Origin of the sequence: Burkholderia sp. EMB26, assembly GCF_024730645.1 — a bacterium.
In the GTDB taxonomy this organism is placed as follows: domain Bacteria; phylum Pseudomonadota; class Gammaproteobacteria; order Burkholderiales; family Burkholderiaceae; genus Burkholderia; species Burkholderia cenocepacia.
Genome location: NZ_CP078070.1, coordinates 187,476 through 207,075, shown reverse-complemented (window position 1 = coordinate 207,075; position 19,600 = coordinate 187,476). Strand labels below are relative to the sequence as shown.

At 65.3% G+C, this 19,600-nt stretch carries 28 protein-coding genes; 24 read left to right on the top strand and 4 right to left on the bottom strand.

All coding sequences use genetic code 11. The annotated features are described in order from the left end of the window. Positions 1-48: 48 nt before the first annotated feature. From KU887_RS01000 to KU887_RS00960, 9 genes are read left to right on the top strand one after another with little or no spacing between them, the layout of a single operon-like run. The gene (locus KU887_RS01000) at positions 49-528 is read left to right on the top strand and encodes a head completion/stabilization protein (protein ID WP_109342956.1); all 480 of its coding nucleotides are present in this window, start codon (positions 49-51) and stop codon (positions 526-528) included. Then, positions 528-734 (top strand): tail protein X, encoded by a 207-nt coding sequence (locus KU887_RS00995; protein WP_258252054.1) that lies wholly within the window; start codon positions 528-530, stop codon positions 732-734. Before KU887_RS01000 ends, KU887_RS00995 begins: the two co-directional genes overlap by 1 nt. Before the next feature lie 15 nt (positions 735-749). Beyond that, entirely contained in the window at positions 750-1,094 is a 345-nt protein-coding gene (locus tag KU887_RS00990; RefSeq protein ID WP_258252053.1) for a phage holin family protein, read from the top strand. 1 nt (position 1,095) lies between these two features. After that, positions 1,096-1,368 (top strand): phage holin family protein, encoded by a 273-nt coding sequence (locus KU887_RS00985; protein WP_258252050.1) that lies wholly within the window; start codon positions 1,096-1,098, stop codon positions 1,366-1,368. Next, positions 1,365-2,174 carry an N-acetylmuramidase family protein gene (locus KU887_RS00980; protein ID WP_258252048.1) on the top strand — a complete coding sequence of 270 codons (810 nt, stop codon included), beginning with the start codon at positions 1,365-1,367 and terminating at the stop codon, positions 2,172-2,174. The genes KU887_RS00985 and KU887_RS00980 overlap by 4 nt, the downstream gene beginning before the upstream one ends. Further along, complete coding sequence (gene lysB / locus KU887_RS00975; protein ID WP_258252047.1) at positions 2,171-2,611, top strand: Rz-like lysis system protein LysB; 441 nt, start codon at positions 2,171-2,173, stop codon at positions 2,609-2,611. The genes KU887_RS00980 and lysB overlap by 4 nt, the downstream gene beginning before the upstream one ends. Further along, complete coding sequence (gene lysC / locus KU887_RS00970) at positions 2,499-2,732, top strand: Rz1-like lysis system protein LysC (RefSeq protein ID WP_258252045.1); 234 nt, start codon at positions 2,499-2,501, stop codon at positions 2,730-2,732. The genes lysB and lysC overlap by 113 nt, the downstream gene beginning before the upstream one ends. Next, entirely contained in the window at positions 2,725-3,141 is a 417-nt protein-coding gene (locus tag KU887_RS00965) for a phage tail protein (RefSeq protein ID WP_258252043.1), read from the top strand. The genes lysC and KU887_RS00965 overlap by 8 nt, the downstream gene beginning before the upstream one ends. Further along, positions 3,141-3,608, top strand: coding sequence for a phage virion morphogenesis protein (locus KU887_RS00960; protein ID WP_258252040.1), 468 nt, complete (start codon positions 3,141-3,143; stop codon positions 3,606-3,608). The genes KU887_RS00965 and KU887_RS00960 overlap by 1 nt, the downstream gene beginning before the upstream one ends. Here the strand turns inward: KU887_RS00960 and KU887_RS00955 are convergent. Next, positions 3,588-4,364: a site-specific DNA-methyltransferase gene (locus tag KU887_RS00955; RefSeq protein WP_258252038.1), complete on the bottom strand. Its 777-nt coding sequence runs from the start codon at positions 4,362-4,364 to the stop codon at positions 3,588-3,590. The genes KU887_RS00960 and KU887_RS00955 overlap by 21 nt on opposite strands. Positions 4,365-4,538: 174 nt before the next feature. On the opposite strand from KU887_RS00955, the gene KU887_RS00950 reads away from it, so the two are divergent. From KU887_RS00950 to KU887_RS00890, 13 genes are all read left to right on the top strand, one after another. Beyond that, positions 4,539-5,225: a phage baseplate assembly protein V gene (locus KU887_RS00950; protein ID WP_258252036.1), complete on the top strand. Its 687-nt coding sequence runs from the start codon at positions 4,539-4,541 to the stop codon at positions 5,223-5,225. Then, positions 5,222-5,584, top strand: a complete 363-nt coding sequence (locus KU887_RS00945) for a GPW/gp25 family protein (protein WP_258252034.1) — start codon at positions 5,222-5,224, stop codon at positions 5,582-5,584. Before KU887_RS00950 ends, KU887_RS00945 begins: the two co-directional genes overlap by 4 nt. Continuing rightward, entirely contained in the window at positions 5,581-6,486 is a 906-nt protein-coding gene (locus KU887_RS00940) for a baseplate J/gp47 family protein (RefSeq protein ID WP_258252032.1), read from the top strand. Before KU887_RS00945 ends, KU887_RS00940 begins: the two co-directional genes overlap by 4 nt. Then, positions 6,479-7,033, top strand: a complete 555-nt coding sequence (locus tag KU887_RS00935; RefSeq protein ID WP_258252029.1) for a phage tail protein I — start codon at positions 6,479-6,481, stop codon at positions 7,031-7,033. Before KU887_RS00940 ends, KU887_RS00935 begins: the two co-directional genes overlap by 8 nt. Positions 7,034-7,035: 2 nt before the next feature. Further along, entirely contained in the window at positions 7,036-9,702 is a 2,667-nt protein-coding gene (locus KU887_RS00930; protein ID WP_258252028.1) for a phage tail protein, read from the top strand. A gap of 17 nt (positions 9,703-9,719) precedes the next feature. Further along, positions 9,720-10,343, top strand: coding sequence for a tail fiber assembly protein (locus KU887_RS00925; protein WP_258252026.1), 624 nt, complete (start codon positions 9,720-9,722; stop codon positions 10,341-10,343). A gap of 52 nt (positions 10,344-10,395) precedes the next feature. Further along, a complete protein-coding gene (locus KU887_RS00920) occupies positions 10,396-11,568 on the top strand; it encodes a phage tail sheath protein (protein ID WP_258252024.1) in 1,173 nt (390 codons plus the stop codon). Between the two features lie 15 nt (positions 11,569-11,583). Further along, positions 11,584-12,093, top strand: a complete 510-nt coding sequence (locus KU887_RS00915) for a phage major tail tube protein (RefSeq protein ID WP_059882236.1) — start codon at positions 11,584-11,586, stop codon at positions 12,091-12,093. Between the two features lie 68 nt (positions 12,094-12,161). Next, a complete protein-coding gene (locus tag KU887_RS00910) occupies positions 12,162-12,512 on the top strand; it encodes a phage tail assembly protein (RefSeq protein WP_258252020.1) in 351 nt (116 codons plus the stop codon). Between the two features lie 8 nt (positions 12,513-12,520). Then, positions 12,521-12,637 carry a GpE family phage tail protein gene (locus tag KU887_RS00905; RefSeq protein WP_174524923.1) on the top strand — a complete coding sequence of 39 codons (117 nt, stop codon included), beginning with the start codon at positions 12,521-12,523 and terminating at the stop codon, positions 12,635-12,637. A 2-nt stretch (positions 12,638-12,639) separates the two neighbouring features. Next, a complete protein-coding gene (locus KU887_RS00900; protein WP_258255514.1) occupies positions 12,640-15,867 on the top strand; it encodes a hypothetical protein in 3,228 nt (1,075 codons plus the stop codon). 21 nt (positions 15,868-15,888) lie between these two features. Further along, positions 15,889-16,347 carry a phage tail protein gene (locus KU887_RS00895; RefSeq protein ID WP_212268137.1) on the top strand — a complete coding sequence of 153 codons (459 nt, stop codon included), beginning with the start codon at positions 15,889-15,891 and terminating at the stop codon, positions 16,345-16,347. Continuing rightward, positions 16,344-17,432: a phage late control D family protein gene (locus KU887_RS00890; protein WP_212268135.1), complete on the top strand. Its 1,089-nt coding sequence runs from the start codon at positions 16,344-16,346 to the stop codon at positions 17,430-17,432. The genes KU887_RS00895 and KU887_RS00890 overlap by 4 nt, the downstream gene beginning before the upstream one ends. Before the next feature lie 14 nt (positions 17,433-17,446). On the opposite strand, the gene KU887_RS00885 is transcribed toward KU887_RS00890, so the two are convergent. The 3 genes from KU887_RS00885 to KU887_RS00875 form a co-directional block, all read right to left on the bottom strand. Then, complete coding sequence (locus tag KU887_RS00885; RefSeq protein ID WP_249214490.1) at positions 17,447-18,061, bottom strand: hypothetical protein; 615 nt, start codon at positions 18,059-18,061, stop codon at positions 17,447-17,449. A 72-nt stretch (positions 18,062-18,133) separates the two neighbouring features. Then, positions 18,134-18,400 (bottom strand): hypothetical protein, encoded by a 267-nt coding sequence (locus tag KU887_RS00880; RefSeq protein ID WP_249214489.1) that lies wholly within the window; start codon positions 18,398-18,400, stop codon positions 18,134-18,136. 183 nt (positions 18,401-18,583) lie between these two features. Then, a complete protein-coding gene (locus KU887_RS00875; RefSeq protein WP_212268132.1) occupies positions 18,584-19,075 on the bottom strand; it encodes a helix-turn-helix domain-containing protein in 492 nt (163 codons plus the stop codon). 87 nt (positions 19,076-19,162) lie between these two features. Here KU887_RS00875 and KU887_RS00870 point away from each other — a divergent pair, with 87 nt between their 5' ends. Then, entirely contained in the window at positions 19,163-19,372 is a 210-nt protein-coding gene (locus KU887_RS00870) for a hypothetical protein (RefSeq protein ID WP_081069778.1), read from the top strand. 14 nt (positions 19,373-19,386) lie between these two features. Next, on the top strand, positions 19,387-19,584 hold the full coding sequence (locus KU887_RS00865) for a hypothetical protein (RefSeq protein ID WP_059882247.1): 198 nt from the start codon (positions 19,387-19,389) through the stop codon (positions 19,582-19,584). Positions 19,585-19,600: the final 16 nt, after the last annotated feature.

The window sequence follows — 19,600 nt, the reverse complement described above, 5'->3', positions numbered from 1 at the left end:
ACACAGGTCCTGACCTTCGGTCCACCGCCATCACTCCCCGAATCGACCATGAACAGTTTCGTTGCCACTGCTGCACCTGCCGTCGCGGCGTCGCCGATCGACGGCACGCTGACGAACGACGGATTCTTCCCGGACATCGACCTGTCGGCGCTGCGCGACGCGATGCGCCTGGACGGCACCGTGACGCGCGAGCGCCTGCACCACGCCGCGCGCGACGCAATGCTGACCGTCAACGACGAGCTGGCCGCGTGGCGCGCCCGGCAACGGGCAGCGGGCGCCGCGTCGCTCGCCGACGTGCCGGCCGAGCGCGTCGACGGCGAATCCGTGCACGTGTTCCGCTACCGGCGCGCCGTCTACCACCTGGCGCACGCGGACGTGACTGAGAAATACCGCGGCTTCGACTCGACGAAGAGCGGCGGCCAGGTGGCGGCCGAGCTGGCCGTGACCGCCGACGAGTCGCGCCGCAACGCACGGTGGGCCATCAGCGACATCCTGGGCGTCGCGCGCTCGACGGTTGAGCTGATCTGATGAAGGTCGCCACGCTTCAGGGTGAAACGCTCGACGCCCTTTGCTGGCGGCACTACGCCAGCACGGCCGGCACCGTCGAAGCGGTCCTGGAAATGAATCCCGGCCTCGCCGAGCTGGGCGTCGTGCTGCCGATGGGAATCGTCGTCGACATGCCCGAACTGAACACGATCGAGCAGACGAAGACCCTCCTGCAACTGTTTGACTGACCTGGAATTGTCCGAATGGCTGAACCGAACACCACTACCGCCGCAGCGCTGGCCGCCGCGATTGGCCTGGCCGGCATCGCGCCGGGCATCGACGGCGACGCGCTGATCGGCGCGTTCGCCGGCGCGGCGCTCGTCGTCGTCACGTCGAAAGACCTCGGCATCGGCCGGCGCGCAGCGTACATGCTCATCTCGCTCGTGATGGGCTATCTGACCGCGCCGGAAATCACCCACCTCGTGCCGGTCCGCTCGTCGGGCGTCGCTGCGTTCTTCGCCGCCGCGCTCGTCATCACGGTCACGCTGACGCTGATGGAGCGCGTGAAGGACATCGACTTCGGCGCGCTGATCCGCAGGGGGAAATGACATGCACCTGTCGTTTGCCCTGGTCGCGCTCGCCGCGCACCTCGCCGTCATCCTGCGCGTGCTGACCTACCGGAAGAACGGCGCGCGGCACCGTTTGCACGTCGCCTGGACCGCCTGGTTGATCGTCGCGATTTCCGGCGGTTCAGCCATCGAGCTGCTCATCCATCCGAAGCCGGTCGGCTTCTTCCAAGCCGTGCAGGCCGTGCTGCTGGCCCTGTTCGTCTACCTCGCGCGCGGCAACGTCGCGCGCCTTCTTCGGAGCACCGAATCATGAATATTCTCCGTTTCAACAACCGCGGCGCCGAAGTCGGCCTGCTGCAGCAACGTCTCGCGCGCGCCGGCTACGCGCTCGACGTATCCCACCTGTACGACGAAGCGACCGAGCAGGCCGTGAAGGCGCTACAGGCCGCGGCCGGGATCGTCGTAGACGGGATCGCCGGGCCGAACACGTATGCCGTGCTGTCGGCTGGCCAGCGCGACCGCAAACACCTGACGGAAGCGGACATCGCGCGCGCCGCGGACAAGCTCGGCGTGTCCCCCGCGTGCGTACGCGCGGTCAATGAAGTCGAATCGCGCGGCTCAGGTTTCCTGGCGGACGGTCGGCCCGTGATCCTGTTCGAGCGGCATGTCATGTACCGGCAGCTCGTCGACAGCATCGGCGCGGACGACGCCGCCCGATACGCCGCGCAGTTTCCGAACGTCGTCAGCCAGAAGCCGGGCGGCTACCAGGGCGGCGGCGCCGAATACGTGCGGCTCGACACCGCCGCGCGCATCCACGCGGCATCGGCATATGAATCGGCGAGTTGGGGCGCGTTCCAGGTGATGGGCTACCACTGGAAGCGCCTCGGCTACGCGAGCATCGACGAGTTCGTCGCACGGATGGAGACGAGCGAGGGCGACCAGCTCGACGGGTTTGTGCGCTTCGTCGCGGCCGACTCGTCGCTGCTGTCCGCCCTGAAGAACCGGAAGTGGGCGGCGTTCGCGAAGGGCTACAACGGCCCGGACTACGCCCGCAACCTCTACAACGCGAAGCTCGCCCAGGCGTACGAGCGCTACGCCGGCACGAAGGCGGCCGCGTGAGTATGCCGGGCCTTCGCTTCTGGCTGGCGCTCGCGGCGCTCGTCGTGGCGACCGCCGGCGCGCAGTATGTGCGCGCGCTGCAGGGAAGCCTCACCACGGCACAGGATGCCGCCCGCCAAGCGAAACAGGACGTAGGCGCGCGTGACGCGATCATCGGCCGGCTGCTCACGGATGCCCGCGAGAAAGACCAGCAGCGCGCGCAGCTCGACCGCACACGCGGCGCGGTCGACACGACTCTCGCCGCGTATCAATCGCAACTCCGGAGACTCATCGATGAGAACGAAGCCGTTCGCGCGTGGGCTGCTACTCGCCTGCCTGACGACGTTGTGCGCCTGCACAGCAGCCCCGCCTTCGCCGGCGCCGACGATTACGCTCAACGCGTGCGCGACGGTGACGCGCTGCACCCTGCCCGAGACGCATCCACAGACGAACGGTGATCTGAGCGACGCGCTGACCGTCGCGCGGGCGGCATGGGCGCGCTGTGCGGCCGAAGTCGACATGATTGCTGCGTGCCAGGCGCGCAGTCAGACGAATCCGCAGGCGGCCGCCCATGATTAAGCCGACCAGCCTACGCGCCGCGCTCGTCGCGGCGCTCCCGCAGCTCGCCGCTGCGCCCGACCTGCTCGTCGTCTTCATCAACGACGGCCACATCGTTGCGACCGGCACCCGCACGCCGTCGTTCGAATACCGGTACGAATGCGAGATTCTCATTCGCGACTTCATCGGCAGCGCCGACGACGTGATGATCGCGGTCGTCGAATGGGCACGCGCGAACCAGCCCGACCTCGTAACCAACGCCGACCAGCGCCGCGACGGCATGACGTTCATCGCCGACATCCTCGCAAACGATGCCGTCGACCTCGCGATCAAACTGAAGCTCACGGAAAGCGTTGTGGTCAGTACGGACGCAGGCGGCCGCCTCACGGTCGAACACGTCGACGACGCGGCCGAGCAATGGGTGACGTGATGGACAACGATCTGCGTGCGCTTGAGAAATGGGCCGGCGGGCTGCTCGCGAAGCTGGCGCCGGCAGCTCGCCGGCGACTATTCCGCGAGCTGGGGCGCGATATGCGTCGCGCGCAGCAGTCGCGCGTCGCCGCGCAGCAGAACCCGGACGGCAGCGCGTACGTACCGCGCAAGATCAAGAAGGGCGGCAAGGGCTTGCGCGCCAAGGTCGGCCGCATCAAGCGGCAGGCGATGTTTCGCAAGCTGCGTACCGCCCGCTATCTGAGGATCGATGTCGACGACACGGGGCTTGCGATCGGGTTCGACGACCGCCTGTCGCGCATCGTGCGCGTTCACCAGGAAGGCCAGAAGGCCCCCGTCGAACCGGGCGGCCCGCTCGCGCAATATCCAGTTCGTGTCGTGCTCGGCTTTAGCTCGGCCGATCGCGAACTCGTGCGCGACCGGCTACTACGCTACCTCAACCGCTGAATCATTTACGGCAGCCAGGCGCGTCGACGCGATCGCGTGATACGCCTGGCTCGTCTCACATCCGACCCACTGCAGGCCGGCTTCGCGCGCGGCCACCAGGAACGTCCCGGAACCGGCAAACAGGTCGCACACAACACCGCCATCGGGCACCAGACGCACCACGTCGCGCGCCAGCTCGATCGGCTTTTCCGTTACGTGCTGCTTCGGTAGTGCCAGGCGCGTCGGAAACACGCCCGGCAGGTACACGTCGCTGTCGTTCATCGGTCCGCGGCTCGCCCATACGATGAATTCAGCCTGTTGCGCGAACCCGCCTCGACGCGGCCGCGTACGACCCGGCGTCTTGTCCCATACGGCGATACCGCGCAGAGTCAGGCCGGCCGCCTGCACCACGTCCGTCAACGTCGCGAGCTGGCGCCAGTCGATGAAGCAAACGAGCAGCGCGCCGGGTTTCATCGCGCGGCGGCATTCAGTCAGCCAGGCATGGCACCAGAACGCCCAGGCGCGCTGGTCCATGTTGTCGCCTTCGAAGTCTGTATAGACCGCCTTCGTGTCGCTGTTGATGTACTTCTGGCTCGGCGCACGCGTTCGCGCGGACAGGTGCAGGCCGCCCGACGCGTACGGCGGATCGGTGAATACCAGGTCGACGGACTGATCCGGCAGCGTGCGCGCCAAGGCGAGCGCGTCGACGCGATGAAGCCGGTTGAGCATTGGGGTAATGTCGGCCGCGGGCGCGGCGTCGGAAATGTGAATCGTCATGGTTCAGAGGCAGCGTGAAAGGGACACCCGCGACGTGTGCGACACACGTCGTTGAGCGTGTAACGCCGATTGTCGACGCACGTTTGCTCGCGCGCGCGACGAGCATGCTGTACCCGCGAGCACGACATTTGCATTCGCTCGCGTCACGCGAGGGCGACCGGCAACATGGTCGGCATGGATGCGAACGAAATTCAACGGCAGGCACGCAACGCCGTGCGCAAGGGCTCAATTCTCGACGTCGACTACGGCACGGGCCTCTGTCGCGTCGCGGTCGGCGAATCCGCCGACGACGGCCTGCAAACCAACTGGATTCCCTGGCTCACGCCGGCGGCCGGCGGCACACGCGAATGGCTTCCGCCGACGAAGGGCGAACAGGTCGTGCTGCTCGGCCCGATGGGCGACTTCGCGCAGGCCGTCGCACTGCGCGGTATCTACTCGGACGCCGCGCCCGCGCCGGACAACTCCCCGAACACCCACACTCGCGTCTACGCGGACGGCGCGTGCGTCAGCTACGACCATGCGGCGCACGCGCTGACGGCCGAGCTGCCGGCCGGCGCGACCGTGCGCGTTGTTGCACCGGGCGCCGTCGTCGTGCAAACGAAGGATGCGACGGTACACGCCGAAAACATCCTGCTCGACGGTGACGCGACCGTGACGAAATCGCTGACCGTGAAAGGTCCGTTCGCGTTCGAATCCGGCATGACCGGCAAGGGCGGCGACGGCGGCGCCGTGATGAAGATCGACGGTAGCGCCGACTTCACCGGCGACGTGCTCGCCGGCGGCGTCAGCCTCATCAATCACCCGCACCAGGCGCAGGGCGAGTTCGCCGTTACGTCGAAGCCGATCCGGGGTGGCGCATGAAGGGTATGAACGCGGTCACCGGTCGGGTGATTTCGGGCATCGACCACCTGTCGCAGTCGGTCGGCCGGATTCTGACGACCCCGCTCGGCTCGTGCATCCAGCGCCGCTCGTTCGGTTCGGAACTGCCCGACCTGATCGACGCGCCGACCAATGGCGCGACGCGCATTCGCCTGTATGCGGCCGCCGCTACCGCGCTGATGCGCTGGGAGCCGCGTCTGACCGTCACGCGCGTGCAGCTCGTGGCGGGTGCCGACGAGGCGTTCGCCGGTCACCAGCTCGTCGACATCGAAGGATGGACCGACGAGCGCGACGAACCTGTATCGCTGCGCGTGCCCGTGTCGAACGGAGTCGGCGCATGAGAACGACCCCGATCGACCTGTCGCAACTGCCGGCACCCGATATCGTCGACCCGCTCGACTTCGAAACGGTTTTTGCTGAACGCCAGGCGCGGCTCATTTCCCTGTACCCGGCCGACCAACGGGCCGAGATCGCCGCGACGCTCGCGCTCGAATCCGAACCGCTGACGCGATCGTTGCAGGAGAACGCTTACCGCGAAGTGCTGCTGCGCCAGCTCATCAACGACAAGGCGCGGAGCATCCTGCTCGCGTATGCACGCGGCACGACGCTCGCACACATTGCCGCCCTCTTCGATGTAGAGCGCCTGGTCATCTCGGCCGGCGATCCTGAAAACGGTGTCGATCCGGTCTACGAAGACGACGACAGCCTGCGCGAGCGCGTGCAGCTCGCGCCGCGCGGTTTCTCCGTCGCCGGTCCTGAAGAGGCGTACGTGTTCCATGCGCGTTCGGCCGATGGCCGCGTGCTGTCTGCCGCTGCGTTCAGCCCGGAGCCGTGCGTGATGGTCGTCACGATCCTGTCGCGTGAAGGTGACGGCACGGCGAGCGACGAGCTGATCAAGATCGTGAAGAAGAATCTGGAGGGCAAGCGGCCGCAGACCGACGAAGTGATCGTGCAGAGCGCGAAGATCGTGCGCTATGCGATCCGCTCGACGCTGCGCTTCTTCTCCGGCCCGGATCGCGCCGTCGCGCTCGCGGAAGCGAACAAGCGCACGGCGAAGTTCGCCGCCGACATGCACCGCATCGGCATGGAAGTGACCGTCGACGGCCTGCACGCGGCGATGCGCGTGCCGGGCGTGCAGAAGGTATTGCTCGACTCGCCGGCCGGCGGTGTCGCCGTAACGGGCGAGCAGGCGCCGTACTGCACGGAAATCGAGCTGATCGACGGCGGGGTCGCGGATGAATAAGCCGATGCCCTCATTGCTGCCGCCGAACGCGACCGCGCTCGAGCGGCGGCTCGCCGAGACCAACGCGCGTATCAGCGGCATCCCGGTCGACATCGGCACGCTGATGGACCCGGACGCGATCCCGCTGGTGTTCCTGCCGTGGCTCGCCTGGCACGTCGGCGTCGAGACCTGGAAGGACTACTGGCCCGAGCAGGTCAAGCGCGCACGCGTGAAAACCGCGATCCGCATCGCCCGGATCAAGGGCACGGCCGAAGCCGTGCGCCAGGTCTGCGCGTCGTTCGGCGCGAACGTGGCGATGCGCGAGTGGTTCGAGATGACGCCGCGCGGCAAGGCCGGCACATTCGAAATCGTGCTGACGGTCGGTAGCCGCGACGGCGTGCCCGCGACCGCCGAGTACGTCGCAGACATCCGCGCGGAAGTCGATCGCGCGAAGCGCGGTACCGCGCACTACATCTTCAAGCAGGGCTTTGGTGCGACCGGCTCGCAGCGCGTCGGCGCCGGAGTGCGCGCCGCGGTCTATTGCCGCCTGTCCCTCTCGGATACCTGAACATGGCTGGAAACCTCATCCAAATCACCGACGCCGGCCGCGCAGCGCTCGTCGCAGCAGGCAATACCGGCACCGTCGCCCGCCGCGTCACCGAAATCGGTCTCGGCACCGCGGCGTTCACCTTTGACAAGGGCATGAAGACCCTGCCGAACGAGCGCAAGCGCGTGACGACGTTCGGCGGCGAAAACGTCGCGCCGGACACCGTGCACGTCGTCATCCAGGACGACACGAACGACCAGTACACGTTGTACGCGTTCGGCCTGTACCTGGACAACAGCGTGCTGTTCGGCGTCTACGTGCAGAGCACGCCCATTCTTGAAAAGTCGCCGGCCGCCATGTTGCTGCTCGCGAGCGATATCGTGTTCGCTTCGATCGACGCGGCGCAGCTTCAGTTCGGCCCGGCCACGTTTCTGAACCCGCCGGCGACGACCGAACGCAAGGGCGTCGTAGAACTCGCCACGCAGGCCGAAGTCGACGCGGGCGCGGACGACTCGCGCGCCATCACGCCGAAGACTGCCGCAGCCCGGTACGCCGCGCTGACTGGCGCGAAATTCACCGGCCCCGTCGTCGCGGAGTTCGACGCGGGTCCGGACGCTGCGCACGTCACGATTCGCCCACCGTCCGGCAAGACCGGCCGCGAGGGTCGCGTTCGCCTGTACGGCACGTTTGGCGGCAACGCCGTCGACACCGGCACACGTCTGATCGCGACCCTCCGTTCCGGGTTCGACGGTGGTGTGTGGGGGCGCGAGTACCTCGATATCTGGCTTAACAAGACCGGCAACGACGCGCAGACCGACGCCAACCAGGCGCGGGCCGTGCGCATCACCTACGGCGGCCGCGTTCTCATCGGCGACGTGAAGAACGACGACGGCGGCTCACGGCTGCTCGTCGGTGGCAATACCGTCACCGAAGGCACCAGCTATTCGAAGGCCGTTTCGATCGACGGCGGGGCCGGCAGTTTCTCGACGCTGTTCTTTGCCGATGGCGGGAAGATTCGCTGGTCTCTGTTCAAGCGAGATGGCGCTGCCACCGGCGGAAATGCCGGCAACAACTTCGGATTGAACGCGTTCGCCGACGATGGCGTCACGCAGTTCCCAGCGTTTCGCGTCGACCGCAGCACGCAGGTCTTTTCGCTCGCGAAGCGCCTGGTCGTCGGCGATATCGACGACGACGGTTTGAATGCCGTGCAGGTCAAAGGTAGGGTCACGTCCTCGGCCGGCGTCAAGAGTGCAGGAACCGACAACGGCGGAGCCCAGTTCAGAGCAAGCGCGTCGAACTACGGCGTGATTCTGCGCAACGACGACGACCGCGCCTGGTTTCTGACGACGGCCAAAGGCAACCCGGACGGATCATGGAATTCACTGCGTCCGTTCTCGTGGGCACTCGATACGGGCAAGGTCAGTATCGACGGCACCGGCGCGGGAGTCGACTTTGGCGGTAATGCCAATGTGGCCGGCAATCTGTGGGTCGGCACCCGCCTGAACCAGGGGGAAATTCGCCTCGGCCCCGTCGATGGCTTCCTCTATTCGAACAAAGACACCTACGGATGGTGGACACCGACGCAGGGCGCGTTCCAGTATTACATCGCCGATCGCACCTTCCGCATTGACGGTAATCCCGTCTGGCACTCGGGCAACGTGACGCCGCTCGATCGACTGAAGGGCGGAACGATGGCCGCGGACGTGTGGTTCGATCCAGGCAAGCGCATTTTCCTATCGGAAGGTAGTGCCGGTTCTCCTTCGCTCACGTTCCAAAACGACGGAGCGCCGGATACGGGGCTTTATCACATCGGCGATGGATCGTTCGGGATCACGTGCAATTCTCTCCCCCAGGTGGCGTTCACTCCGACCGGTACGAATTTCGAAAGGCCGGTACAAGGGCCGACGCCGCCGCAGGGCGATCGCTCGACGCGCCTGGCGACGACGGAATGGGTGCTGTCCGCAATTTCGACCGTGACTGTCGGCCAGATTGTCTTCGAACCCCGCACGCTGGCGCGTGCCGGCTTCCTGAAAGCCAACGGCGTCCTCGTGAATCGCGCCGACTATCCGGCGCTGTGGGCCTACGCCCAGGCGAGCGGCTCACTCGTGTCCGAAGCCGAATGGATGAACGGCCGCTGGGGTTGCTTCTCGACTGGTGACGGCGCGTCGACGTTCCGCCTGCCCGAGATGCGCGGCGAGTTCATCCGATGTTGGGCGGACGGCCGCGACGACATCGATCCGCAGCGCGCCATCGGCTCGTACCAAGGTGACCAGAACCGTTCGCACGCGCACGGTGCAAGCGCATCCGAAGTCGGCGATCACGCGCACTCGGCATGGACGGATTCGCAAGGCTGGCACGGTCATCACGGGTGGACCACCAGTAGTGGTGACCACCAGCACATCGTCCCATTCGGGCAAAACGATCGATCGTTTGTTCCGCCGTGGGGAACTGATGGGGAGAACAACCGATTCGGGGCATCGACGGAAGACTGGGACAACAAATGGTTCCTCACCAGCCCAGCCGGCAATCACAACCACCAATTCGACACGGAAGGTGCAGGCAACCACGGCCACAACGTCGGCATCGGCGGGGCCGGTCGGCACAGCCACGGCATCACCGTCAACGCGGACGGCGGCAGCGAAGCGCGGCCGCGCAACATCGCATTGCTCGCCATGATCCGCGCCTACTAACTTACGGACCTCGAAACATGCTGATTCACCACTACAGCCCGTCGACCGGCGAATACCTGACCAGCAGCCAGCCCGACGCCGATCCGCGCAATAACGGCCGCTGGCTCATTCCGTCGTCCGCGACGATCGATGCGCCGCCGCCGCGCACGCCGACCACCTGGCCGTTCTATCGCGACGGCGCTTGGTTCCTGCTGCCGGACTTCCGCGGACGCGTCTGCTACCGCACCGACACCGGCGAGCCCGTCGAAATTGCGATCGCGGGCAAGACACCCGACGATCTGGAACTGACGACCGAGCCACGACCGTCGCCGCGTCATGCGTGGATCGACGGTGCATGGACGGTGCCGCCCGAGCTGATCGCGCGCGAAAAGCGCGACGCAGCAATGGCCGAATTCGAACGGCGGATGGACATCGCGCGCCGCGCGAACGCGGGCAAAGCTGACGCGTACGCCGCCGGCCTGCTCGACGACGAAGGCACCTACTACTTCAAAGCCTGGTCCGCGTACCAGATGGCGCTCGTGTCCGCGATCAACGCCGACACGTTTCCGGACGCCGTGGCGTGGCCCGCGACGCCCGCGCCATACGTTGCGCCGGGCGAGCCGATCGAACCGCAACAAACGGCCCCCGTCGCATCAACCTGACAACGGGTTCCCCCGTTTCCTCTCACCTGTATACCTATAGGAGCTGCACACCATGCCGCAGGATTACCACCACGGCGTACGCGTCATCGAAATCAACGAAGGCGGCCGGCCGATTCGCACGGTCTCCACGGCCGTGCTCGGCATCGTCTGCACCGGCGCCGACGCTGACCCGACGATGTTCCCGCTCGACACGCCGGTGCTGCTGACGAACGTCATCGCCGCAGTCGGCCGCGCCGGCACGAAGGGCACGCTGCGCCGCACGCTCGACGCGATCGGCAAGCAGACGAAGCCCGTCACCGTCGTCGTGCGCGTCGCGGAAGGAAAGGACGAAGCCGAGACCACCTCGAATGTCATCGGCACCGTCACGCCGGACGGCAAATACACCGGCATGAAGGCGCTGCTGGCCGCGCAGGGGAAGCTCGCCGTGAAGCCGCGCATCCTGGTCGCGCCCGGCCTCGACACGCAGCCCGTCGCCGCGGCATTCGCGACCGTCGCGCAGTCGCTGCGCGCGATGGTGTACGTCGCCGCGCACGGCTGCAAGACGAAGGAAGAGGCGGTCGCGTACCGCAAGCAGTTCGGCCAGCGCGAAATCATGGTGATCTGGCCGGATTGGCTCGGCTGGGACGACGTAACGAACTCGGCCGTCACCATCCCGGCGCCGGCGATCGCGGCGGGCCTGCGCGCGAAGATCGACAACGACATCGGCTGGCACAAGACGCTGTCGAACGTCGTCGTCAACGGCGTGACTGGCATCAGCGCGGACGTGTCGTGGGATTTGCAAGACCCGGCGACGGACGCTGGCTATCTCAACGAGAACCAGGTCACCACGCTCGTCAACCGGAACGGCTTCCGCTTCTGGGGCTCGCGCACCTGCGACGCGGACGGCAAGTTCTTCTTCGAGAACTACACGCGTTCCGCGCAGGTGATCGCCGACACGATTGCCGAAGCGCAGATGGGCGTCGTCGACGGGCCGCTCAACCCGTCGCTCGCGCGCGACATCATCGAGAACATCAACGCGTGGTTCCGCCGCGAAGTCTCGGTCGGCGAACTGATCGGCGGCGGCGCCTGGTACGACCCGGAGCCGAACACGACCGACGAGCTGACGTCGGGCGGCACGTGGATCGACTACGACTACACGCCGGTCCCGCCGCTCGAAAACCTGAAGCTTCGCCAGCGCATCACCGATCGCTATCTCGCCGATTTCGCCTCGCGCGTGTCGGCCTAACCAGGAGTCACACACATGGGTATGCCCCGCAAGCTGAAAGGCTTCAACCTGTTTCACAACGGCACCAACTTCGTCGGCGAGACGAAGGAAATCCAGCTCCCGAAGCTGTCGCGAAAGATGGAGGACTACCAGGGCGGCGGCATGAGTGGCCCGATCCCGATCGACTTCGGCCAGGAGGCTATCCAGCTCGAATGGACGTGCGGCGGCTTCATGGAGGATGTCATTCGCATGTACGGCATCACCACGCACGACGGCGTGCAGCTCCGTTTCTCGGGCGGCTACCAGCGCGAGGATTCGAAGACCTACGATTCAGTCGAAATCGTCGTGCGCGGCCGCCACAAGGAAATCGACATGGGCACGGCCAAGCCGAAGGAAGACACCGATTTCAAGGTCACGACGGCGGCCAGCTACTACAAGCTGTCCATCAACGGCCAGGATCTGATCGAGATGGATTTCATCAACATGATCGAGAAGATCAACGGCAACGACCTGCTCGCGGGTCTGCGCCAGGCGATCGGCCTGTAGCCGCTTGTTCTCACCCGCCCGCGCCTGCCGCGGGCATCCCCCTATAGATCATCATCAGGACACGCAACATGACGACCATCGACACCGACAACACCCCCACCGGCGGCGCCGTACTCGACGCAATCACGGCCAACACGCACACCTTCGACACGCCGATCGTGCGCGGCGAACAGACCATCACGCACGTGACGCTCGCGAAGCCGTCCGCCGGCGCCCTGCGCGGCACGTCGCTCGCGGCGCTCGTGAACCTCGACGTGGACGCGCTGCGCAAGGTGTTGCCGCGCATCAGCACGCCAACGCTGACCGAGATGGATGTCACGTTGATGGACCCGGCCGACCTCGTTGCATTGGGAGGTATCTTCGCCGGTTTTTTGATGCCGAAGGCGCTGAAAGCGGGCATGGAATCCCCGAACGCGTAGAGGATGCGATGGCCGACATCGCGGCGGTTTTCACTGGCTGGACACCACCGATGATGGACGCCTTCACATTGACCGAACTGATGGATTGGCGCGAGCGCGCCCGGATACGAAGCGGACACGAGTAACGATGGACAACGCACTGAAACTGCGCGTCATGTTCGACATGGTCGACAACTGGACGAAGCCCTTGCGAAACATGCTGAACAGCAACAAGGGGCTCGCGCAGTCGTTGAAGGCGACGCGCGGCGAGCTTGCCGAACTCGGCAAGCAACAGAAGGCCGTTGCCTCGTTCCGCGAAATGCGTGCCGGGCTCGCCGACACCACGAAGAAGCTCGGCGCGGCGCAATCCAACGTGAAGGCGCTCGCCGGCTCGCTGCACGCGTTCGGCCCACCCACGAAGCAGATGGTCGCCGATATGGCGCGCGCGCGTCAGGCGGCGTCGCGCCTGCGCGCCGAGCAGAAGAAGCAGGCGGCCGCCGTCGACGAGATGCGCGGCCGTCTCGCGCAGGCCGGCATCGAGACGCGCAACCTCGCGCAGCACGAGCGCTCGCTGCGCTCGAACATCGCGTCGACAACGGCCACGATGCAGGCACAGACGCGCCAGCTCGAAGCACTGACTGAACGCGATCGAAAGCTCGCCGCGGCGCGCGGCAAGATGCAGGCGATGCAGGGCGTCGCCGGCGGGATGGCGATCGGCGGCTACGCCGCTCGCTCGACCGGCATGCGGATGCTCGGCGGCCTCGGCGGCACGCTCGACGAAGCCAAGAAAATGACCAACGAGCGCGCGCGCATCACGGCGCTCGGCCTCGGCGACCATGCGACGCAAGACGCCGAGAAGTACGTGCGCGCGATGAACATGATGGGTGTCAGCACGTCCGACAACATGACGCTGATGCGCGACGCGTTGTCGATCTTCGCGGACGAGCATCACGCGCAGATGGTCATGCCGACGCTCGCGAAAATGAAGTTCGCCAACGAAGCGCTGTTCGGCGCGGAGGACGCGCACGCGAACGAAGAGAAGTTCATGAACATGCTGAAGGTGATCGAGCTGCGCGGCGGCACGAAAGACGAAGCGACGTTCAAGAACGAAGCGAACATGGTGCAGAAAGTGCTGTCGGCGACCGGCGGTCGCGTCGGCGGCGACGAGTGGCGCAACTTCATCCAGACCGGCGGCGTCGCGGCAAAGCAGATGCGCCAGGACGCGTTCTATTACCAGATGGAGCCGTTGATTCAGGAAATGGGCGGCCATGGCGTCGGCACCGGCCTCATGTCAGCGTACAGCAACGTCTACCAGGGCAAGACGACCGTGCGCGCGGCGCAGGAGATGATGAATCTCGGCCTGGTCGACAAGAAGAACGTCGAATACAACAAAATCGGGATGATCAAGCGGATCAAGCCGGGCGCGCTGCTCGGCGGTGATCTGTTCAAGGCGTCGCCGCTCGAATGGCTGGAAAAGGTGTTGCTCCCGCAGATGGCGAAGAAGGGCATCACCGATCCGGACAAGGTGAAAGACATGATTTCGACGATCTTCACCAACCGGACGGCCGCGAACCTGTTCTCGACCATGTACATGCAGCGGGACCAGATTCACAAGAACGAAAAGCTCAACCGCGGCGCGTACGGCATCGACGACGCGGCGAAACTTGGCGCGCTGCAAACCCAGGGCAAGGAGAACGACCTGCTCGCGAAGGGTCGCGACTTGCGCCGCGAGATCGGCGAGCGCATCGCCCCCCTGTACAACGCGGCGCTCGACAAGACGCGCGAGATTCTCAGCGGCCTCATCGGCCTGATCCAGCGCCACGGCGCCGCGGCGAAGGTCATCCTGTCCGTGCTCGCCGCGTTCGCCGCGCTGCTCGTCGTGATGGGAACGTTCACGATCGTACTCGCGGGCATCCTCGGGCCGCTCGCGCTCGTCCGATTCAGCATGGCGACGCTCGGCATCCAGGGCGGGTTCCTGGCGCGCACGCTCGGCGCAAGCGCCGCAGGCTTCGGCCGGTTGTCCGGTGCGGCGTCCCGGTTCTCGGTCGTCGGCAACGCCGCGCCCGGAACCGCCGCGCGCATGCGCACCGCACTGGCCGCAGCCTGGTCGGCTTCGTCTCCGCGCGCGGCCTGGGCGACGTTGCGCGGCTACGCGCGGACGCTGCGCGAAGGCATTCCGGCCGCCGGCCGAGCTGCCGTGTCGACCGTCGCGCAGTGGGGCCGCGCGGCCGCCTCGTCGATGAAAAACGGCCTGGTCGCCGCTCGGCAATACACCGCCCAGGTGTGGCGCGCTGTCGCCGCTCAGGCGGCCGCGTCGCGCGCGGCCGTCGCCTCGCGCTGGACCGCCGCCCGGCAGTACGCCGGCCGCCGCGGCGTCGCCGGGATGTCGGTCGATGCGCTCAAGGGTGCAGGCGGTCTCATCAGGGGCGGTGCGGTCGGCGCAATCAACGGCGTCGGCGCCGCGCTGGGCGGGCTCGCGCAAATGCTGATGTTCGTCGGCCGCATCGCGCTCATGAACCCGGTCGGCCTCGTCATCACCGGGATCGCGCTAGCCGCGCTGCTCATCATTCGATATTGGGAGCCGATCAAGGCGTTCTTCGCCGGCTTCTGGCAGGGCTTGACCAATGGGCTGCAACCGCTCGCGCCGATTTTCAGCCGCGTATTCGGCGTACTCGGCGCGATGTTCGAGCCGCTCAAGCCTGCGTTCAACTGGCTGATGGATGCAGTCAAGGGCGTGTGGGACTGGATTTCCCGTCTCCTGGGGCCGGTAGACGCGAGCAAGGAAAGTCTGGACAAGGCCAGCAACGCGGGCCGGGGCTTTGGCGAATGGCTCGCGAACATCATCGTCGTGGCCGCCAAGGTTGCCGAGAAGATGGCCGAATTCGGGGCCAATCTGATTTCCGGCCTGGTCAACGGCATCACGAACGGCCTGGGCGCGGTGAAGGAAGCCATCACGAACGTCGCGAACTCGACCGTGACGTGGTTCAAGGAGAAGCTCGGGATTCACAGCCCGAGTCGCGTGTTCGCCGAGCTGGGCGGTTTCGTCGGCGAGGGGGCGGCGCTCGGCATGGCGGGCGAAGCGCCGAGCGTCGCGCGCGCGGCGCTCGGGCTCGCGACGGCTGCCGTAACCGGGTTCGGTACACCCGCGCTGTCGACGGCCGCACCGCTCGTGCCAATCGATCGGCGGCCGCCGATCGCGGCATCGGGTCCGGCCGCAGCGTCGTCTGCATCGGCCGCCGCTCCCGCGTCGATCATCATCAACATCTACCCGCAGGCCGGCGACGATCCGCGCGCGATCGCACGCGCCGTGACCGCCGAGCTGGATCGGCGCGAACGCGCGCAGCGTGCGCGCGCCGGCTCGCGCCTGTCCGACTGACATTCACGGAGGATCTGTCCCATGTTGCTGTCGCTGGATCAATTCGTGTTCAGCCTGACTACCGCCCCCTTCCACGAGCTGAAGCGCCGCCGGAACTGGAAGCATCCGAAGAAGTCGCGTATCGGCGCGCGCGATGCTCGCCAGTACACCGGCCAGGGCGACGATGTCATCACGCTCGACGGCCTCATCGCGCCGGATCAAATCGGCACGAGCGCGTCGCTCGACCAGCTCGTGCAGATGGCGAACATCGGCGAAGCGTACGTGTTGGTCGACGGTCTCGGGACCGTCTACGGCGCGTACCTCATCGTGGGCCTCGACGAGACGCGACGTTACTTCACCCGTGAAGGCACGGCGCGCAGGATCGAATTCACGTTGACGCTCGAATGCGTCGACGACGACGCGCTTCGCATCGACCAGGATGCAGCGCTTGTCGATGATGCGGAAGCCGATGATGCAGCGAACGCGGAGCCGAAGGCATGACGACGCGCGCGACCGAACACTCGAACGCTGCCGTGTATCGGCTCGAACGTGTCGAGCCGATGGCCGACTACCGCATCACGCTCGGCGGCCGCGACATCTCGCGGCGGTTCCTGCCGCGGCTCGAATCGCTGACCCTCACGGAATCGCGCTCTGATGATGCGGATACGGTCGACCTGGTGCTCGACGACTCGCGCGGCGATCTGGCGCTGCCCAAGCGCGGCGACGAAATCAAGGTATCGATCGGCTGGGCCGGCGAGCAGCTCGTCGACAAGGGCACGTTCGTCGTGACCGAGTTCGAACATAGCGGCGCACCCGACACGCTGACCGTGCGCGCACGCTCGGCCTCGATGTCGAACGGCATGCAGGAGCGTCGTGAGAAGAGCTGGCACAAGCAGACGATCGGCTCGATCGTGCGCGCGATTGCCGGCCGCTACAAGCTGACGCCCGCCGTCGCCGACACGCTGGCGAAGATCGTGATCGCGCATATCGACCAGACACACGAAAGCGACATGTCGTTTCTGACGCGCCTGGCGAAGCGCTACGACGCCGTGATGAACGTCAAGGATTTGCGGTTGCTCTTCACGCCGATTGGCACCGGCAAGACCGTCAGCGGGAAGTCGTTCCAGGTGTTGAACCTGACGCGCGCGAGCGGCGACCAACACGCGTACCACGTGTCCGAACGCGAGAACTATTCGGCCGTGCGCGCGCATTACCATTCGAACGGCAAGGCGAAGCGGAAGTCGGTGATTGTCGGCGGGGAAAACAACAAGAATGTGAAGGTCCTGCCGGAGGACTATGCGAACGAAGCCGAAGCGCGAGCCGCGGCGCAAGCCGAGTTCAAGCGCATGCAACGCAGCCAGGCGACGATGCGCTATTCGCTCGCGCGCGGCCGCGCCGACCTGTTCCCGGAAATGCCAGTCACGCTGTCGGGCTTCAAGCCCGAAATCGACGACACCGCGTGGCTGGTGAAGAAGGCGACGCACACCATCGACAGTGACGGCGGATTCACGACCGGGCTCGACCTCGAAATGCGTGATGATCCAACGACCGACCGGCACCGGTCGCATTTCCGCCGTGGAAAATAGCTGTTAGTCGAGCGCTATTTGTTGTTCCAACAGGCCACTCGGTGTCGCTTCAGAAAATCCGGATCGCGGAGTGCGTTCGACGTGAAGAATGCACTTCCGGCAATCAGCTTGTCGCCGCGACGCTCGAAGAGAATCTGCAGTTCCACCGGCTCGCCCGTATCGATTCGGCGTAGCGTCGGGAAATATCGCAAGTCGAAGTATGACGCCTTCGTGTTTGCGTCGTAACCCACTTCTGCCCCATCAAGCGATGTGAAGCCACGGCTGCATGAGCGCATGAAATCAAACAAGCTTTGCCCGTTTGCAAGCTTTATTTGCTTTGCGAAATAGAGTCCTTGGTAAAACTGCTCTTTCCTGAGTGCCACCGTGTCGCGGTCGTCGGCATCCACGGGAAGGGGCTTATATCCGATTCGGGCAACATCCGGGTACCGTTTGAAGATATCGCGTTGGAAGCGCTTCGGCCCGTAACATTCGCTCTCGTCTAGACAGCCTTGGTCAGCTAGATAACGCGACTCGTCAGTGCTCACGGCGATTCGATAGTCACCTGCAGCAAAAACGCCCGGCGCAGCGGACAACGCAATGAGAGCAACAAAAGACGCGCCGCGCGCGCGGCGTCCCCCGAAACAGGCCATTTCTGATCCTTGGTTTTTGTTAGGAAATTGAAGGCGTCGAAGGTAGCACACCCTCGCCTGCGTTGCAGAATCTCAGCCTGCCTTCCCAGCCTTTCCTGAATCCTGATAGGACTGCGTCAAAGCGTCCCTGGCGGTACGCAGGTCTCCCATCACCTGAAGTACGACTTCGAGCACTTGGCCAACCGACTGCATGGCATCGTCAATGGCAGCACGCGGGTCATCACGCTGACATCCGGTCAGGTCCAAACGATATCGTCCCCCGCCCATTCCTCGGCAGCGCGTGTTCACCTGACGGTCAGCAGCCATCAATACGCCGATCGTGCGGTTGTTGTGCTTCATGTCGATGCTCATTCTTCTGGTCCCTCACAAACACGTTCACGGACCGGCGGCACTCAACACGACGCGGTTGCCTCGGAATACCCCACGTCGCCAGCATCGCCGGCTTTCAGGATGCTAACCCAATACTGGATGGATATACAGTGTTCGTGTGAAGAATGGCTGGCGCGCGACGACGCGCCTGGACTACTTCTTGCCGCCCTTGGCAGCCCGGTCGGCGCGCAAGCGTTCGATTTCCGCCATCGCACGATCGACGTTCTCCGCCATGCGTTCGTCGAGTGCTGCGCGCCGGTTTTCCGGCAGCCGCTTAGCTCGCTGCGGCGCGCCAGTCTTGAGCATCACGGCCTGATTTAGAACGCTACCAATGAACGACTGCAGGGTCGCTTTGCCTGTTTCGTTGAGTTGCCGATATATGGCGACGAGTTCGGCCTCCTCTGCATCAGTTTCTGGCCGCTCATCGCTCTGGCGCCCCATCTCCAATCTCTCGCCGGTCAGCACGTAGACGATGTCGACGCCAATCGAGCGCAGTGCCAAAAGAAAGCTGGTATCGGGCGCTCTTTCGTCCGATTCGTAGAACGCCAATGTCTTCCGCCCTAGTTGGCCGATCGCGGCGAACTCGTCCTGGCTCAAACCAATGCGCAGCCGCTCTTCACGCAGGCGCTTACCGACAGTTTCCATTTGTACCCATTTTTGTTGACGTGTACTTTTGTGTCCATTACACTAGCCTAACCGTAACGCAAGGCTAACTATCAAAGTATACCGACCATGACCACCGCCAAAGGCCCGCGCCGATCACCACGCGGCACCCTGTCGGACAAGCCCGTCTACGTCCGACTCACGTCTACCGAACGCGACGAGCTCGAACAGCTCGCTGTGCAGCGCAATCGCTCGATTTCCAGCATGGCGCGCGAGCTGATCCGCATCGGCGCGAGCCAACTTCGCGTCATCCCCCGTTCCCGTTCCGCCCGCTCGTGAATTGAGGAGCCTGCATGTATCCCGATCCCAAGCGCATCCGCAACAACAAGCACACCGTCCGCTTCGATGACTACGAGCAGGCCGTTCTCACGGCGCTCGCGAACTACCAGGGCGAGCAGCTCGCCGTGCTAATCCGCGACATCGTGATGCGCGAAGCGACCGCTGTACTCGCCGAGCGCAACACCTCGATTCTGGACCGCGCCGGCGCCTGAACGAAGGCACCGAACC

What these genes read in the sequence shown, in the direction of transcription:
- KU887_RS00890 (WP_212268135.1), top strand. Translation starts at nt 16,344, where the DNA reads ATGACGACGCGCGCGACCGAACACTCGAACGCTGCCGTGTATCGGCTC.
- KU887_RS00990 (WP_258252053.1), top strand. Translation starts at nt 750, where the DNA reads ATGGCTGAACCGAACACCACTACCGCCGCAGCGCTGGCCGCCGCGATT.
- KU887_RS00965 (WP_258252043.1), top strand. Translation starts at nt 2,725, where the DNA reads ATGATTAAGCCGACCAGCCTACGCGCCGCGCTCGTCGCGGCGCTCCCG.
- KU887_RS01000 (WP_109342956.1), top strand. Translation starts at nt 49, where the DNA reads ATGAACAGTTTCGTTGCCACTGCTGCACCTGCCGTCGCGGCGTCGCCG.
- KU887_RS00885 (WP_249214490.1), bottom strand. Translation starts at nt 18,061, where the DNA reads ATGGCCTGTTTCGGGGGACGCCGCGCGCGCGGCGCGTCTTTTGTTGCT.
- KU887_RS00930 (WP_258252028.1), top strand. Translation starts at nt 7,036, where the DNA reads ATGGCTGGAAACCTCATCCAAATCACCGACGCCGGCCGCGCAGCGCTC.
- KU887_RS00935 (WP_258252029.1), top strand. Translation starts at nt 6,479, where the DNA reads ATGAATAAGCCGATGCCCTCATTGCTGCCGCCGAACGCGACCGCGCTC.
- KU887_RS00945 (WP_258252034.1), top strand. Translation starts at nt 5,222, where the DNA reads ATGAAGGGTATGAACGCGGTCACCGGTCGGGTGATTTCGGGCATCGAC.
- KU887_RS00950 (WP_258252036.1), top strand. Translation starts at nt 4,539, where the DNA reads ATGGATGCGAACGAAATTCAACGGCAGGCACGCAACGCCGTGCGCAAG.
- KU887_RS00875 (WP_212268132.1), bottom strand. Translation starts at nt 19,075, where the DNA reads ATGGAAACTGTCGGTAAGCGCCTGCGTGAAGAGCGGCTGCGCATTGGT.
- KU887_RS00960 (WP_258252040.1), top strand. Translation starts at nt 3,141, where the DNA reads ATGGACAACGATCTGCGTGCGCTTGAGAAATGGGCCGGCGGGCTGCTC.
- KU887_RS00915 (WP_059882236.1), top strand. Translation starts at nt 11,584, where the DNA reads ATGGGTATGCCCCGCAAGCTGAAAGGCTTCAACCTGTTTCACAACGGC.
- KU887_RS00980 (WP_258252048.1), top strand. Translation starts at nt 1,365, where the DNA reads ATGAATATTCTCCGTTTCAACAACCGCGGCGCCGAAGTCGGCCTGCTG.
- KU887_RS00865 (WP_059882247.1), top strand. Translation starts at nt 19,387, where the DNA reads ATGTATCCCGATCCCAAGCGCATCCGCAACAACAAGCACACCGTCCGC.
- KU887_RS00995 (WP_258252054.1), top strand. Translation starts at nt 528, where the DNA reads ATGAAGGTCGCCACGCTTCAGGGTGAAACGCTCGACGCCCTTTGCTGG.
- KU887_RS00940 (WP_258252032.1), top strand. Translation starts at nt 5,581, where the DNA reads ATGAGAACGACCCCGATCGACCTGTCGCAACTGCCGGCACCCGATATC.
- KU887_RS00905 (WP_174524923.1), top strand. Translation starts at nt 12,521, where the DNA reads ATGGCCGACATCGCGGCGGTTTTCACTGGCTGGACACCACCGATGATG.
- KU887_RS00895 (WP_212268137.1), top strand. Translation starts at nt 15,889, where the DNA reads ATGTTGCTGTCGCTGGATCAATTCGTGTTCAGCCTGACTACCGCCCCC.
- KU887_RS00870 (WP_081069778.1), top strand. Translation starts at nt 19,163, where the DNA reads ATGACCACCGCCAAAGGCCCGCGCCGATCACCACGCGGCACCCTGTCG.
- KU887_RS00900 (WP_258255514.1), top strand. Translation starts at nt 12,640, where the DNA reads ATGGACAACGCACTGAAACTGCGCGTCATGTTCGACATGGTCGACAAC.
- KU887_RS00985 (WP_258252050.1), top strand. Translation starts at nt 1,096, where the DNA reads ATGCACCTGTCGTTTGCCCTGGTCGCGCTCGCCGCGCACCTCGCCGTC.
- KU887_RS00955 (WP_258252038.1), bottom strand. Translation starts at nt 4,364, where the DNA reads ATGACGATTCACATTTCCGACGCCGCGCCCGCGGCCGACATTACCCCA.
- KU887_RS00880 (WP_249214489.1), bottom strand. Translation starts at nt 18,400, where the DNA reads ATGAAGCACAACAACCGCACGATCGGCGTATTGATGGCTGCTGACCGT.
- KU887_RS00920 (WP_258252024.1), top strand. Translation starts at nt 10,396, where the DNA reads ATGCCGCAGGATTACCACCACGGCGTACGCGTCATCGAAATCAACGAA.
- KU887_RS00925 (WP_258252026.1), top strand. Translation starts at nt 9,720, where the DNA reads ATGCTGATTCACCACTACAGCCCGTCGACCGGCGAATACCTGACCAGC.
- KU887_RS00910 (WP_258252020.1), top strand. Translation starts at nt 12,162, where the DNA reads ATGACGACCATCGACACCGACAACACCCCCACCGGCGGCGCCGTACTC.